Origin of the sequence: Sphingobacterium mizutaii (genome assembly GCF_900187125.1) — a bacterium.
Taxonomy (GTDB): Bacteria; Bacteroidota; Bacteroidia; order Sphingobacteriales; family Sphingobacteriaceae; genus Sphingobacterium; species Sphingobacterium mizutaii.
Genome location: NZ_LT906468.1, coordinates 235,766 through 251,876 on the forward strand (window position 1 = coordinate 235,766; position 16,111 = coordinate 251,876).

The window sequence follows — 16,111 nt, forward strand, 5'->3', positions numbered from 1 at the left end:
ACAATTATTTGTATATTTTTGAAGAAGATATGGGAAATTTCAAAGACTTAACTTTCTGGACAAAAAATCTGGGCCATCTGCCCGTACATTTAATACCGTTGGTTGAAAGCAAATTTATAATGTTGAATGGTGTTACTGGAAATTTTTGTCTTGATGTGTCAGAAGAAGAGGGATCTATGGATTCGTATTTTTCAGAGTCTTGGTCCAGTAATACTAAAAACTATCTCTATATCAAAGATGAAACTGCAAATCTATATAACTGGAGCAATCCGAATAGAGTTGAGGAAATACCCTTAAAAGCAATTGGAAACAACTTAGAGAAGTTCTACGAGTATCTTGTATCAAAAAGTCACAAATCAGATAAAGATATTGTACCCAAAATAATAGATATATTTAAACAGTTCAGGACTTTAACTTCTGAATATCAAAATCCGACGCAAGCTTTAGACTTGCTATTTATACTTCTAGCAAGTTTAGAAGACGATCTATCTGAATTAGACAAAAATAAATGGAATATATCAGACATTACCATACCTAATAATTTTGATGCTTTTGTCGAACGATTTAAAACAAATGCTGGGCATTTAAAGCCCAATTTAGGGCTAATACTAAGACATAGTTCTGGAGCAATATTTCAGGAGGCGCAAAAGGAAGTTATGTTTTTTGATAGCCAAATGGATCTTTTTGGCACTTATTCTTCTTCTGTAAAGACAAAAAATCTTGCCTACTCAAGTATACATTACACACCATCATATTTAGCAAGGTCTATTGTTGAAAACGTATTGAAAAATATTGACTCGACTAAAACGGACTTGATTAAAATATTAGATCCTGCCTGTGGATCCGGGGAATTTCTAATAGAAGTACTTAAACAATTAGCTGAAGTACGTTACCATGGAAATATAACCATCCATGGTTTTGACAGCTCACAAACGGCCATTAATACTACCAGATTTTTGTTGAGCTATGAAAAACGATCCATATGGAAAGAAAGGCTATCTTTTGAAGTTAACATAGTTGATGATTCTTTATTGGAACGTTGGGATAATGATTATTCTATAATTGTAATGAATCCGCCCTTTGCGTCATGGGAACATCTAGGAACAAAAAAAAGTCGGGAAGCGGTAAGGATGATACTAAATTCAAACTTTACCGGGAGACCAAATCAAGCAAGTGCCTTTTTTTACAAAGCGGTGTTGCATTTGGCAGAAGGAGGTTGTGTTGGAAGTGTAATACCTTCTTCTATACTTACTTACAGCGCATACGATCGATTGAGGAAGGAAGTGTTTGAAACGATTAATATTGACTTGTTAGCTAAACTTGGAAATTTTGTGTTTGAAGATGCACTAACTGATGTAAGCATGTTTGTAGGTCACAAACCTAAAACACAAGACACTATTCCAACTCTGCTGTGGACTAGAAATGAAAAGGGAATAGTTCATAATGCTCTTAGAGAGTTACGAAAAATACAATACTCTACTGGGGGAAGTAAGGATCAAGTTGATTTCAGCATATTTAAGCCTGACACGTTTCCAGTAATTGAGGATAGCTGGAAAGCAGTATCATTTAAAGAGCATAGTCTTATAAAATCTTTAAAACTATATGTTATAAATGGAAAGCTCGTTAAACTTGGTGATTTATTTGATGTTCAACAGGGTATTCGAACAGGTAATAATAACATATTTAAAATTTCAGGAAACGATTATCAAAATCTTCCTGATAATGAAAAAATATACTTTAGACCCGTAACAGATAATGAATCAATTTCCAACGGTTATCTTAAAAAGTCATTTTACACATGGTACCCTTATGATATTAATGGGCTGACTATCAATACTGAATTGGATTTCTTGGAAAAAGCACCAAATTATTATGCGAAGGTAATTGGCTTTAAAGAGATATTATCCAACAGAGCAAGAAAAGATGAAACAAACTGGTGGCAATTAAGTGAACATAGGGCATGGCAAAGAAATAAAGCTACAAAGCTGATATCTACAGAGTTTGGAAATTCCAGTTCGTTTGCTATCGATAAGAGTGGTGACTTTGTAGTAGAAAGAGGCTACGCTTGGCAGTCTAAATATAAATTTGATAGTGAAGATCTTTACTTTTATTTATCTCTTTTTTCAAGCAACTTTTTCGACAAATTACTCTCTATTTATTCTCGACAACTTGCTGGCGGTAGATGGTATGATCTGGGCAAAAAGCACACAAAACAGATTCCGATACCTAATGTTAGAGATCACTTGGTTAAGGAGAGTCCAATGTATTCAAAGATGGTTGAAATTGGTAGACTCTTATCTGATGGCGATACATATGTTAAATCCATATTAGATGACATTGTAATAAATTACTATCCTAATGATTTGTGATGCTTAGTATAAAAAATGTTATCCACACCATTAACAAAGCATTAGGTCCATTTTTTATTAAAGGAGAAGGTGGAAATTTTGTTTTGTCTGCCTATAAATCATCTGGAACTTACAGATTAACGGTTTCTGAGTTTAGCTCAGATGCTTACAATGATTATGGAAATGACGGTGAAACCGTGAAAGTTGTAAAATGGTTTAGCGATTACTGGTTATTTGTTGAATTGAATTTTAAATATCCGAAAGGTGTGTTATTAACTGTATCCGTATTCCAGGGTGAGGAAGACGATAACTATAAAAACCAATTATTTAGAGCAGAGTGGGATGATTATGGAGATAATAATATGAATCATCCACAACCTCACTGGCATTTTCTTCGGAATAGAAATATTGATGATACGGTTTCTGACTTTGTCGAATTTGTTTCGTCTGAATTTGGAGACAGTTTTACCGACATGATCGCTGAAGAAAAACGTAGGTCGGTAGATCTCAGTAAGTTTCATTTTGCAATGAATGCAGATTGGAATAATACGGACAGGCATATTCATTTAATAGATAATGAAAAAACATTGGGACGTTGGTTCGGGGGCTTATTAGCATATCTTCGTACAGAACTAAAATTTATTGATAGCCGGCGTGGCATGTAGGATGTCAAACTTGTATAACTTTTAGCTTGCCAATAACATGAAGACTATATATTTTGATGAATCTGGATTTACAGGATATAATTATCTAGATCCTCAACAGCCTTTATTTGCTATAACAAGCACGGATATAGAACCAGATCTTGCCGAATATATTCTCAAACGATCATTCCCAAAGTACCAGTCTGAAGAGTATAAATTCTCAAATATTGTAAATTCGAAGAATGAAATATATTTGACCACGTTCGCAAAAGAACTTAAACCTTATATAGTTCGATGCTTATCTTTTACGATAGATAAAAGATTCGCCATGTTGATAAAAATGATTGAATATTTTATCGAACCATTAGCTAATAGTTCTGGTACAGCTTTTTATAAAGATGGATTTAACGTTAAATTTGCAAATTATGTATATGTAGGACTTACTACCATCTCAAAAATTGACGTATATGACGATGTCCTCGCGACATACCAACAGTTCAGTAGAAATGCTTCTAAAGACAGCTTGAAGATACTATTACAAAACCTTAAAGATATAAGAGATAAAACTGTTTTTGAAGTCGCAACATTGATTGATCAAATGATTGAAGGTGCAAGAGTTGTAGAACGATTTGTAAACTTCGATACTTACAAGAAAACCAACGACTTGCAGTTAGCAACAATGTTGGGATTAGTCGGGCGTTGGAGACAACGGTCTGATGAAGATTTTGAGATTATCCATGACAAATCATCTAATTTCTATCGAAATTTAGACGTTTGGAAATCTATAACTAAACCAGACGTTCCGGAATTTATTCATCCCCTACCTGATGGTACATCGGTAAAGTTTCCTTTAAAAATTGTAGATACTAAAAGTGAGGATTCTAAGATCAATCGCTCTATTCAGTTGTGTGATATCATAGCTGGTTTTATAACTCAGAGATCAAAGATTCAAAGTGGTCTTGTTAGAAACAAGGAAGTTTATGCTGAAGCACTTAAACTAGGCTTGGGAGAATTAACTGCAACAGGTATACATCCTGGATATGATTTTCCAACCTTTCCGCCACCAAGAAAAACTAAACATGACCATGTTGATATTATGTCTTCATTGATTTCTTCAAGTTCTCAAAACCCAAATGATCAAAATTGAAAAGTTTCTCGATGACTCTCACAAAACGATGGACACGCGATTAAATAAGTATACAAACTTCGGTTTCTTTACGTTCTTACCATTACCTACAAGAAAAAACTGCTTTCAAAAATGTAATGCACCAGCTAATATGTCTGGTGTTTATCTTATATATGGAATCGGTTTTGAAAAAGAAGAGTTGGTATATATCGGCAGCTCAGGCAAAAAAACACCGGAAGGTAAAATAAAAGTTAGGAAGGGGAGAGCTGGTATGACTGGTATCAAGTGAAGATTAATTCAAGGCTCTCAAAAGGGAATTCCTCGATATAAATTATGGAAGGAAAACATGCTTGTAGATGGATTTAAGAAGTTACGTATAAATTGGTACGTCACTCATGATATAGACTTTGTGGATTGCCCTATGGAATTAGAAACAGAACTAATTAAAAGATGGAATCCTAGGTGGAATATTAGACAAGTAGAACCGCCAAATAAAAAACTTTAAACAAATTTTTTATTATATTCAGGTCATAGCGAATTTATATGGTAATAATCTTATGAAAGAGCTTTTCGGCGCAGCTATTACGGACGTAGATTAGTAACTTTGGAAAAACTTTTATAAAACGAATATCAAAAGATCACGATGCAGAAACGCGTAAATTTTGTAGTAACCGATTTAGATAATACTATATGGGATTGGCTTTCTATGTGGCACATGTCGTTTGAGCCTTATTTAACTAGAATTAGCAAAGAATTCGGCATCGACAAAACAAAGCTCAAAACAGATTTCAAAAATCTTCATCAGAAATATGGAACCACAGAATCATCCTTTATCATTGATGAATTATCTGAACTTTCCGATGAACATAGAGATAAGATGTTTAAAGAGGAAGATGGAGAAAAGAGCATTATGCACGAATATTATTCGAACAAAAAGAATAATTTGCTTTTATACAAGGATACGCTTAAGACTTTATCTGCAATAAAAAATTCTGGCGCTATGATAATTGGCTTCACAGAATCCCATTCATTTTATACTAAATATAGATTGAAAACCCTCAATATGGATGGATTATTTGACTGCATATATGCGCCGGTTGATTCAGAAGTACCTGAAAGTGTAAGGAAATTTTATCCAGCAGGTCACTGGGAACCCCAAAAAACACAATTTAGATATTTGTCAAGAGGCGTAAATAAACCCGATGCAGAAATTCTAGAGATAATTCTTAAAGACTTTAATGCAAAAAAAGAAAACTCGATCTACATCGGTGATAAACTTGATAGGGACGTATTTATGGCAAATAAAGCTGGTATAACTAGCATCTATGCTCAATATGGTGATAAGACGGTTGGCGCAGAATACGATCTTTTAAAAGAGGTCACACATTGGTCAGAAGAAGATGTTCAAAGAGAAATAAAATTTAAAGAAGACTTTAAAGGGAAAAAAATATCAGCAAATCTTACCCTTGAAACTTCGTTAAAAGAATTACTTAACGTCTTTGAGTTTTATCCTTTGGATAGATCGCGCAAAAATGATGATACTAAATCTACAGTGGAGATTTGGAAAAAGACAATAGATGTCCAACAGCATTTTAATGATTTAGAATTGAGAATCAGAAATTATGCCCTAACATTGTTTACAGCCATCGTCGCAGGAATTGGTCTATTGGAAAAAGAGAAAATACAATTAAATTTTGGAGGATTTCACCTCCCTGCTTCAGCTGTACTAAGTTTTACAGGTATGCTTACATTAGTGGCTTTTTGGTATATGGATAGATTTTGGTATCATAAGCTACTACTAGGAGCAGTTAAGCAAGGACAGTTTATAGAAACAATAAATGCTGGGACACTACCTGAGCTCGGCCTGACGACATCTATTGGAAAAGCCAGTCCACAATCCATATCATTTGGTAAAAGAAAGTGGATCATACATTCTTCAAATAAATATTGGATATTTTACGGCTTACTATTTACTCCACTTATGATTCTTACCTTCGCTTTATTTTTTGGCCATTCAACAAGCCATAGCAATTTAGATAGTAAAGTGAAAGAAGATAAACTACTCAATCATAAAACTCTTCAACAATCAACATCGCAAAATACAAAGAATTCAACACCTATAGCAAAGGATTCGATAAATCAAGTTAGGCGCTAGCTGCTAAGAAAATGGTCATTAGTCAAAAAATAATCTTTGTCTTTGGGTGAAATAGAAGTATTGATAATAGTACTTGGTTCCCGCTTAAATAATTTAGTCTTTAGATAACCGGGATAATAATATGCAAAAAAGCACATTTGCCTGAAAAAAAAAATTTATGAACGTTGCAATAAACAATAATTTGTTGGACAAGTCGAAACCACTGCTGAAATGGGCTGGCGGAAAAACTCAAATGCTTCCCCAAATTCTTCCTTTGATACCAACATCGTATAATAAATACATAGAGCCGTTCTTTGGAGGGGGAGCGCTTTTTTTTGCTCATAAACCTAAAAATGGAATAATAGCAGACAGCAATCCTGAATTAGTAAATCTGTACAGATCAGTAGCAAACGAAGTTGACAAAATCATAAGTTACCTTCAAAAGCTTGAAAATACAGAAGATACCTTCTATTATATTAGAGCACTTGATTGGACAAAATTGGAACCTGCAGAAGCAGCTGCACGAACTATCTTCCTAAATAGAACATGTTTTAACGGATTATATCGCGTAAATAAAAAGGGTATATTTAATGTTCCATTCGGAAGATACAAAAACCCAAAAATATTAGACGAAGATTCCCTACATGCGGCTTCATTGTTACTGAGAGATACAAAAATTATATGTGGCGATTACAAACACGTTCTTAAAGAATTCGCTGAACCTGGAGATTTTATATTTTTAGATCCACCTTACTTACCTATATCTGAATACGCGGATTTTAAGCGGTACACGAAAGAACAATTTTATGAAGAGGATCATATTGAATTGGCTGACGAAGTGACACGCCTACATAATATTGGCGCGCATGTAGTTTTAACAAATTCAAATCATCCACTTGTACATGAACAATATGGAAAATTCCACGTTGAAATTATCCAGACAAAACGATATATCTCCTGTAATGGTAAGGGACGGACGGGGGAAGACGTTATAGTTAATGCAATAGCAAAACCTCGTTTCAACTTAAAAGCATTACCAGCTAATCTGCCTATTCAAACAACTCTTTATCCCTCCACAAGATACATGGGTTCGAAAAACAAACTTCTTGAACATATATGGGCTATCGCCTCACAATTCAATTTTGAAAATGTTGTTGACCTATTTTCTGGTTCCGGCATAGTAGGATATATGTTTAAGTCACAGGGAAAAAGCGTAATTAGCAATGACTATATGGCTATGTCTGCAGTTTTCACTAAAGCAATGATAGAAAACAAGAATGTTATTTTATCAGAGGAAGAGGCAGCAGGTTTACTGAAGCCGAGCAGACTAGGTGACAACTTTGTAGAGCAAACGTTTAAGGGTTTATATTTTACCGATGAAGAAAATAGAACTATCGACATTATAAGAGCAAATATTAAAAGTTTAAAAAACAAGTACAAATCAGCAATAGCTACGGCTGCATTAATTAGAGCCTGCTTAAAGAAAAGACCAAGAGGTATTTTCACATATGTTGGGTACAAATATGATGATGGAAGGAAAGATTTAAAAATGACTTTTTCTTCACAATTTCTTGAAGCTGTTGATTCAATTAATAAAGCAGTATTTGATAATGGTAAATCATGTAAATCAAGACATGGGGATGCGATGACATTGGTTTATAATCTTGAAAACTCATTGGTTTATATTGATCCCCCTTACTATTCACCACTTTCTGATAATGAATATGTCAGAAGATATCATTTTGTTGAAGGCATTGCTCGAGATTGGAAAGGCGTAGAGATACAAGAGCATACTATTACAAAAAAATTTAAATCATATCCCACACCTTTTTCTTCAAGAAAAGGAGCAGCAGATGCTTTTGATTTACTTTTCAAAAAATACAAAGAAAGCATTATCATGGTATCGTATTCATCAAACAGTTTACCAACCTTGGATGAAATGATTTCATTGTTGGCAAAATACAAAAAAAATGTAGAAGTACTTCCAATTGATTACAAGTATTCGATAGGAAACCAAGCAAACAAAGTGAAAAATAATAAAAATACTGTCCAGGAATATATTTTTGTCGGGTATTGATTTTCAAAGGAGAATCAAATAAAAAATCCTTCTAACATAACCTCTCATGAGTGTAGATCAATATTTTAACCATTATAAAAATCAAGGGTTTCATTTTAGCAATAAAGTACTTACTAAGTATTGCTTATCACTTTACACTAAACCTTTTTTGATTCTTTCCGGCATATCAGGTACGGGTAAAACAAAAATTGCACAACTTTTTGAAGTTTTTGTAGATGATGCCGTCAAATCGGAGGCCTCCGAAATTCCTTTAAAAGATGACGATTATCTTATTTTAAAAATAACGAATCGCATTCTAGCAGGGGATCGAGCAAATTTTAAATTCAACGATTTACCGTCACTTTTTGAAACTGACGAGATTCCAGGGATTCAAGCAAAGATTGATACACTAGCAGCAAGGCAGAATAATGGGAATATAACGGAGCCAGAAACATTCACTGTCAGAGATCCGAATGGAACATACAAAATTGGAGTATATTTACAGCGAGCAACCAATCCATTAGTACGCATAAGATTTGTATCGAAACGAAATGAAGCTGAGCAATATAACTCTTCTGACTTCCTAAAACAGCATTATAATGACGGTGATGTTTTAAATTTTAGAAAGATTGGTATGCGTGAACTTGAGCTTGTAAGTGTAAATGATGAAGCTGTAAAGGGAGTTGAACTTGCATTAGACCGAAAAGAAACAAGTTTAGTTGACAATAAGCTATTTGTATCTGTGAAAAGCAATTGGACAGACAATACAGAATTGTTTGGTTATTACAACGTTCTTGAGGAAAAATATAGCTTAACGCCTTTATTAAAGTTTATTTTAACCGCCCAAGAGCATCCGTCTAAGCCATTTTTTTTGATATTAGATGAGATGAACTTATCTAAAGTAGAACACTACTTTAGTGACTTTCTAAGCTGCTTAGAAAGTCGAATAAAAGTTGGTGATACTATAAAACAAGAAAATATATGGCTTCATAATCACCCATATCAAGCGGATTCAAATGACGACTATTTTGACATAATTCCAAACTCAATTGGTATACCAATGAATCTATATGTTACTGGGACAGTTAATATAGATGAAACTACCTATTCCTTTAGCCCCAAGGTACTAGACCGTGCTAATGTGATAGAATTTAATGACGTAAGTTTATCTGTTTATAATCAAGAACAAGGCGAAGATCGTTTCACATTAAAGACTTTTCCAAAGTTTGAATCTGCAATACTATCTACAAGCGGCCACTACAGCAATTCCCCGGAACACTTTAAGCAAACAGTGGAACAACTTCTGAGTATTCTTCATCCATACAATTTACATTTTGGATACAGAGTAATTAACGAAATGGCGCAGTTTGTAAACAATGCAGTCGAATATATCGGGAACGACAATGAAATAATATATGATGCTATCGATGTTCAAATCTGCCAAAAAATTCTTCCTAAGATAAATGGCTCGTTTGGCAAACTAGATGAACCATTAAGGAAATTGATTGCATTTGTGCAATATAATGATCCTAGCCAATATGAGATTATTAATGTAGAAAGCATATCGTCAATCGAGCCTTCAAAAACAATGTATCCTGAAAGTATTTCGAAATTATGCAGATTGTATAATAACCTCGTAAATAATGGTTTTGCTAGCTTCTTAGAATAATGGTTCAGCTGTATTCCGATATAAATCTAAATTGCAAAATAGTATCAAATATAATATTTGAAGGAGAGACCTATTATCTTAATACTGAAGGTTATACAGATAGATTTCTAAAGCTTTGGATAGAAGACAACTATATTCTGTCTTCTATCATAAACTACCATCCCTTAAATAAAATTTACGTGATTAGGTTTGACAATATAGTAGGGAATGTTAATATCCTCGGCTCAATCTATGACGTAAGAACAAAGAAATTATATGATGATAAAGATGGAAACGCTCAATTTCAAACCTTATTAGATGAAATTACATCCATTTTCAATAAGTTAACTTTTAACATTAAAGGAACATCATTTGTACATCGTAAAATTGAAAATAAATATTCATTAGATGATCTTGGCATCTTCGAATATTATTACCAATTGGCTTTCACTTTTCCATTCGGCAGCAATCTTGATGCCTTATTGTCACAATGCATAAAATTTCCAAATTTTAGATACTCTACATCCGAAACTAAAAGAAGTATAGAAAAATCAAAACACCTTCATCATACTTTTTATACTAAATTAGGGTCAACCAAGAAATACGGAAAACTAAAATCTGACCATTCTTTAGCTAATTCTAGCATTGTAGGACAAATTTATAATCGAACTGATAAAAGATTACTACCTATAAGCATACCCAATAAAGAGTTTGTTAACGACCTAGATACTACTGAAAACCGTTTTCTGCGTTTTTTTTTGGAAGAAATAAGTGCTATATGCATAAGAGTTAAATCCTATAATATCGGTTCAACTATTGACCAAAGGGCTAAAAAGCTGCAAAAGACAGTTAATCAATATCTTTTACTACCATTTTTTAGAAATGTAGGTAGATTAAAATATATACCTTCTGGAAGTTCTGTGCTATTAAAAAAAGTTGGGTACAGTGCAATTTATCATCATTATATTCATAGTAAATTCAGTTTTAAGCCGATACTAGAAAGTCAAGAAAGATTACGTCACACAGCCGGTCTTAAAAACATTGCCACCTTATATGAAATTTGGGTTTTTCTTAAAATTGCTGAATTTTTCTTTGGGGATAGCACAATTAATGAAATTATTAGTAATAGCACCTTAAAAAATGACTCATCTATCAATAGCTATACATGGAAAAATAAAAAACTTGAGTTATCATATAACAAATCGTATAGCAAAAAGAATGGCGGGTCATATTCTGTAAATTTAAGACCGGACATTTCACTATTATACGAAGGAAAGTTATACATTTTCGATGCAAAATATAAGTTTAATAGCTCTAATTTTCGGGATTCGGTATCTATACGTTCGCCTAAACATGAAGACATACATAAAATGCACGCTTATGTAGATGCAATTAATAATACCAAATTCGCTATAGTTGTTTATCCCGGCACCGAAATACTCTTCTATACTAAAAAAATAATTCAAACTAATAATGAGGACAATTTGGAAGGTGTCGGGGCAGTGCCGTTGTCACCTGGAAAATGTCAAAATTTCGACAAATTCCTAGGACGTATTATTAGTCAAGAAAACTAGTTGAATTATTGTGTCTATCGTAAAAAATGGTGGCATGTTCAGGTCATACAAAGACCTGTCTCAAAAAACGAACATTTCTAGATCCTATTCGTTATAGTTTCCATCTGCAATACAGACAACGGGAAGAAAGATTCTAAGCAAGTGCACCTGCTGATCACCAGTATCTAAAAAATACTTTTGCCAGCGATATCACTATTTTTATATTTTTTCCTAAATTAAAGAGTTTATTTAAGAATTTTATGATCGTCGTCTATTTAGAAAAAGGTTTTGAAGTGGTCTTGCAGCGACATCATGCAAGATTAGCAGCGAGTTTAATGGAAAAACTTGAATGGATTAAGGGAGACCCCTACAAAATCGATCTTATCATGGCAGCTGCCGATCACGACGATAATTATACGGAGTTCAGGCGGAAAGGGATACTTAATGAACCAGGTGGACCCAAAGATTTCACAATGGAAACCTTTGATAAAGCAAATTGCCAACGACTGCTCGATGAATCACTTTCGCAAAGCATCTTTATCGCGATTTTGATAGCCTGTCATATACAGTTTGTAAAGCGGAATCTCTCCGCAGCAGCAACAAGGTTTTGTGATGCACTCGAAAGCAAAAAACAGCACTGGTGTAATCAGATTGATTTATCGATAAACGAGATGAAAACATATTACACGATCCTTCAATGGTGCGATGCGCTCTCGCTTTTGGTGTGCCAGCGCATTATTCCTCCAGAAGGTAGATCTTTAGAAATAAGTGCTGGGCCCGATGGCGTACCGTATTTTATTTCTGCAAGAGATAAAGATTGTTACACAATAGATCCCTGGCCTTTTAGTGAGAAGGATTTTACCATTAATGTGGAGCGTCGATTGCTCGATAAATTGAAGTTTAGAAACGATAAAGAATTACAGGATGCATTGTTTCATAGTCCCATAACGGTGCAACAAATTACTTTTTCACACTAACTTCAACAAACCTATTAAAAATTTATCAGAAGATTTAAAAAATTAGTACTAACTGTTTGCTTTTTAAAATAGGAACCCTCGTGACACGCGTCCCTCTCGGAAACGAAACTTTAATTTTTAAAACTTTAGATTTTGAATAGCTTAGAATTATAGAAATATGAGTAATAGTTCCTTTTAAAATTAAGATAACTTGGTCCTCTTAAGTTCATAATATATCCTTTTTTATTTTTTCAACCAATTCTTCAATCTTATGATCAATTGAGTATTTAGAATCTTCCCTCAAGATGTATAAATTGTAAATTTTTATCTCGGGTTTATTTATTAAACAAACTATAAAAATATCTGTATTTAACGGTATGCCCATTTCCATTTGCATATTATTATCGGATTTACGATGATGTATATTATAAAAATTGGTCAGGCCTCCCAATGAATTCTCAAGTTTACGCTGTATGTAAGGTTTTATTGACATTAAATAATTATTAAATAAAGTTTTAAAAATAAATTATAAAATAATTTATTTATTTGCAAATCAAATAATTTTCTTTTTTTTTATTAGCTTCAAATAATTCTTATTATTTTAGTTCTATATCTTTTTAATGATTTTCAAGTTCATATTTCCTACCGTTTGAAGTGCTCGAAATACTTCCCAAATCTTTAAATATTAAAGTTAAATAATGTGAATATGATCAGTTATGTTTTATCAATTAAAATTTTGATAATTTCTTTTCTTGAACTACTTTCGGCAATGGTCCTGATATACCAGGTATCACCGAAAAAAGATTAACAAATGATCCTAATAGTTGACGATAAACCCGAAAACATTTTCTCATTGGATAAGACCCTTCAAGCAAAAGGGTTCCGGACAGACTCTGCCCTTTCTGGAGAAGAGGCACTGAAGAAATGCCTCAAGAACGAATATGCCCTGATCATCCTTGATGTACAGATGCCCGAGATGGACGGTTATGAAGTCGCAGAGTTCCTGTCATCGTCAAAAAAGACCAAGGATATCCCCATAATCTTCCTGCCACCAAGGCAAAAGCTGACGGGTTCCTTTCCAAACCTTTTGACCTTGACAGTCTGGAGGGCATAGTGGATAAAATTCTCCAACCTTAGGGAACAATCTGCACATTAACAAATACCATTAATTCCGTCTCCCCTCATGTTTAACCTTTTTTTCCATGTTATCTTTATAATTTTGAGTATATTTATAGGATAATAATTGTTTGGTTAATAGGGTCCTGGGCCGCCGATCTAGGGCCCCATTAATTTACCATGGCCTTTTAAGGAAGATATATAACATACTAAACATGAAAAGTACCGTTAATAAGATATAGGAATAGAAAAAATATCTCATTCTCCTATCTTCATGGTCTATTTCATATCCTGCCTCCCACAGGTATTCCTTAAGTCTGCGTATAAAATCTCTCATATTTCATTTTTCCTACTATTTTTTAAATCTAAAAAGATTTTGTCCATTGGTCATTGTTCTACTTGGCGCAACATTTATATAAATATATAAATAACACGCTGATCTCGAAATATTTAACGGGAATATGTGCTTTTTAAAGGGAATATGTGAAATAGAGGATATCGTCATTTAAAAATGCATTTACACCTAACTTTTCCATACCGTGTATGTTTAAGGTTAGTCGCCCTAATCATAGGACGCTAAGATTAGCAGTTGGCTAATATCAAATTAATTTATAATAAATCCATGGACACAAATAAGATACAGGAAAATATCGCGATTGTCGGAGGCGGCCCAGCAGCACTTTTTATTGTCAAGCACCTTGTTGAAAGCAAAATCACCCCTCAAAAGCTTACCATTTTTGAAAGTTTCGACAGATTGGGGGTGGGTATGCCCTACGGCAAAATGGGCTCGGGAACGGAACACCTGGCAAATGTTTCTGCAAATGAACTTCCATTACTTGCTGAGGATTTTGAATCATACGTTCAGAGATATCCGCCAAAGGGGTTTGATTCTTTCTTTCAAGAAAACAAAGTAAATCCCTTTGAGGTGATCCCCCGGAGGTTATTGGGGGATTATCTGGAACATTCTTTCCATAGTTATATCGAAATGGCGAGGACTTTGGGGATTTCCGTAGATATACGTCTGAACACATGTGTGGAGGACATTATTCCCGGGAATGGAGGATTACCATATAGGATCGTGACAACCCAAGGGATCATCGAGGCGGATGCTGTGATCTTGTGCACGGGTCACGTTTGGCCCCGTAAAAATGAAGGGAAGACCAAGTCATGGTACGATTCTCCCTATCCGCCATCCAAGCTGTCCTTGAAAGCAGATTTTCCGGTAGCGATCCGGGGGGCCTCACTTACGGCAGTTGATGCCATAAAAACTTTGGCCAGGGCAAACGGTAAATTCAAGGAAAGACCTCAGGGTGGTTATGATTTCGAATTGAGCGAAGAGAGCGTCGGTTTTCGGATCGACCTATTTTCCATTAGAGGGTTCCTGCCCGCACTGAGGTTCCATTCGGAGGATAAGTCATTTTCAAGTGGGTGGACGATGGATAGGGACGAAATCATTGAATATAAAGCGGAGCACGGGGGATTCGTGGACCTCGACCATGTATTTGAAAGGAACTTCCTGATCCCCCTCAGTCAGAGGGACCCTGATTTCTACGATACGGTGAAAGGGCTTGGAATTGAAGAATTTACCGAAAGAATGCTGCAACTCCGGGAAGAGATCGATGCCATAAAGCTATTTATGGCCGAATTCAAGGAAGCTGAAAAGTCCATAAAGCGTAAGCAGTCGATAAGTTGGAAGGAAGCTCTGTCTGCCTTTAGCTATGCCGTCAACTATCCGGCAAAGCATTTCAGTGCAGAAGATATGGTCCGGCACAAAAAAGTGCTTATGCCGCTCATTTCAATTGTGATCGCATCCCTCCCCCAAGCTTCCTACCATGAGATCATTGCCCTTTATGAACAGGATCTGCTTCGTACATATGCCGTTGGTGAGAAAGGCGAGTTCGTTCCCAATGGAACAGGTAACGGATGCAAGGTTACTTTCGAGCACGAAGATAAGAGATTTGAAGAAAACTATAAGATTTTTGTAGATGCCATTGGGCAGAGACCCATGCACTTCAACGACCTTCCCTTTGACGGACTTAAGAAGGGTAAGGTCACCTCCGGATTCCTATATTTCAAGGAAGAGGAAAATGCCAAAAAACTTATTGAAGAAGGTGCAGCGAATGTCTACAGGGATGACATGGGCAAGTATTTCATGAGGGTGACGGGACTGGCCATAAATGATAACTTTCAGGCCCTGGACAGGTTCGGGGCAGCAGATCCGGCACTCTTCATTATGGCAGTGCCATTTATCAGTGGAATAAATCCAGATTTTTCTGGCCTGGATTTTTGCGATACAGCGGCTGAGAGAATTGTCAGGACGTTGGTGATTAACGGAATGGAATGAAATACTATAGAGCAGACCAATGTGCCAATTTAGGGAATTTGGGGAAAGTCTCTTTTTTGGGGGAGATTGATAATTCTTCCAGATTAAGAATATATTGTAAAATTTACACTATTTATGAACCTTTTATATTTTAACGGGTTCAATCTTAAGAAACCGGTTCTAGAGAGTGTTTCGTTAATTATTATT

Annotated in this window: 10 protein-coding genes and 1 pseudogene; all 11 read left to right on the forward strand. The window is 34.8% G+C overall.

Annotation, left to right across the window (positions count from 1 at the left end; all coding sequences use genetic code 11):
* The first annotated feature begins 8 nt into the window (after positions 1-8).
* The 11 genes and pseudogenes from CKW03_RS01040 to CKW03_RS01095 all read left to right on the forward strand — a co-directional run bounded on the left by CKW03_RS01040 (position 9) and on the right by CKW03_RS01095 (position 15,925).
* Positions 9-2,369: an N-6 DNA methylase gene (locus tag CKW03_RS01040; protein WP_139185532.1), complete on the forward strand. Its 2,361-nt coding sequence runs from the start codon at positions 9-11 to the stop codon at positions 2,367-2,369.
* On the forward strand, positions 2,369-3,013 hold the full coding sequence (locus tag CKW03_RS01045; RefSeq protein ID WP_093101004.1) for a hypothetical protein: 645 nt from the start codon (positions 2,369-2,371) through the stop codon (positions 3,011-3,013). The genes CKW03_RS01040 and CKW03_RS01045 overlap by 1 nt, the downstream gene beginning before the upstream one ends.
* A 37-nt stretch (positions 3,014-3,050) precedes the next feature.
* On the forward strand, positions 3,051-4,139 hold the full coding sequence (locus tag CKW03_RS01050) for a DUF3800 domain-containing protein (RefSeq protein ID WP_093101003.1): 1,089 nt from the start codon (positions 3,051-3,053) through the stop codon (positions 4,137-4,139).
* On the forward strand, positions 4,126-4,407 hold the full coding sequence (locus CKW03_RS01055) for a hypothetical protein (RefSeq protein WP_093101001.1): 282 nt from the start codon (positions 4,126-4,128) through the stop codon (positions 4,405-4,407). Before CKW03_RS01050 ends, CKW03_RS01055 begins: the two co-directional genes overlap by 14 nt.
* 354 nt (positions 4,408-4,761) lie before the next feature.
* Positions 4,762-6,273 carry an HAD family hydrolase gene (locus CKW03_RS01060; protein ID WP_093101000.1) on the forward strand — a complete coding sequence of 504 codons (1,512 nt, stop codon included), beginning with the start codon at positions 4,762-4,764 and terminating at the stop codon, positions 6,271-6,273.
* A 157-nt stretch (positions 6,274-6,430) separates the two neighbouring features.
* Complete coding sequence (locus CKW03_RS01065) at positions 6,431-8,329, forward strand: Dam family site-specific DNA-(adenine-N6)-methyltransferase (protein ID WP_093100998.1); 1,899 nt, start codon at positions 6,431-6,433, stop codon at positions 8,327-8,329.
* Between the two features lie 46 nt (positions 8,330-8,375).
* Positions 8,376-9,977: an McrB family protein gene (locus CKW03_RS01070; RefSeq protein WP_093100997.1), complete on the forward strand. Its 1,602-nt coding sequence runs from the start codon at positions 8,376-8,378 to the stop codon at positions 9,975-9,977.
* A gap of 179 nt (positions 9,978-10,156) precedes the next feature.
* Entirely contained in the window at positions 10,157-11,530 is a 1,374-nt protein-coding gene (locus tag CKW03_RS01075) for a 5-methylcytosine restriction system specificity protein McrC (RefSeq protein ID WP_169918967.1), read from the forward strand.
* Between the two features lie 239 nt (positions 11,531-11,769).
* On the forward strand, positions 11,770-12,486 hold the full coding sequence (locus tag CKW03_RS01080) for a DUF3891 family protein (protein WP_093100994.1): 717 nt from the start codon (positions 11,770-11,772) through the stop codon (positions 12,484-12,486).
* Between the two features lie 790 nt (positions 12,487-13,276).
* Positions 13,277-13,513 (forward strand): annotated as a pseudogene (locus CKW03_RS01090) (response regulator); the annotation flags it as partial.
* A 690-nt stretch (positions 13,514-14,203) separates the two neighbouring features.
* Positions 14,204-15,925, forward strand: a complete 1,722-nt coding sequence (locus CKW03_RS01095) for an FAD/NAD(P)-binding protein (protein WP_093100989.1) — start codon at positions 14,204-14,206, stop codon at positions 15,923-15,925.
* Positions 15,926-16,111 lie beyond the last annotated feature (186 nt).

Coding starts and splice junctions, on each gene's coding strand:
- CKW03_RS01045 (WP_093101004.1), top strand. CDS start 2,369: ATGCTTAGTATAAAAAATGTTATCCACACCATTAACAAAGCATTAGGT.
- CKW03_RS01050 (WP_093101003.1), top strand. CDS start 3,051: ATGAAGACTATATATTTTGATGAATCTGGATTTACAGGATATAATTAT.
- CKW03_RS01055 (WP_093101001.1), top strand. CDS start 4,126: ATGATCAAAATTGAAAAGTTTCTCGATGACTCTCACAAAACGATGGAC.
- CKW03_RS01060 (WP_093101000.1), top strand. CDS start 4,762: ATGCAGAAACGCGTAAATTTTGTAGTAACCGATTTAGATAATACTATA.
- CKW03_RS01065 (WP_093100998.1), top strand. CDS start 6,431: ATGAACGTTGCAATAAACAATAATTTGTTGGACAAGTCGAAACCACTG.
- CKW03_RS01070 (WP_093100997.1), top strand. CDS start 8,376: ATGAGTGTAGATCAATATTTTAACCATTATAAAAATCAAGGGTTTCAT.
- CKW03_RS01080 (WP_093100994.1), top strand. CDS start 11,770: ATGATCGTCGTCTATTTAGAAAAAGGTTTTGAAGTGGTCTTGCAGCGA.
- CKW03_RS01095 (WP_093100989.1), top strand. CDS start 14,204: ATGGACACAAATAAGATACAGGAAAATATCGCGATTGTCGGAGGCGGC.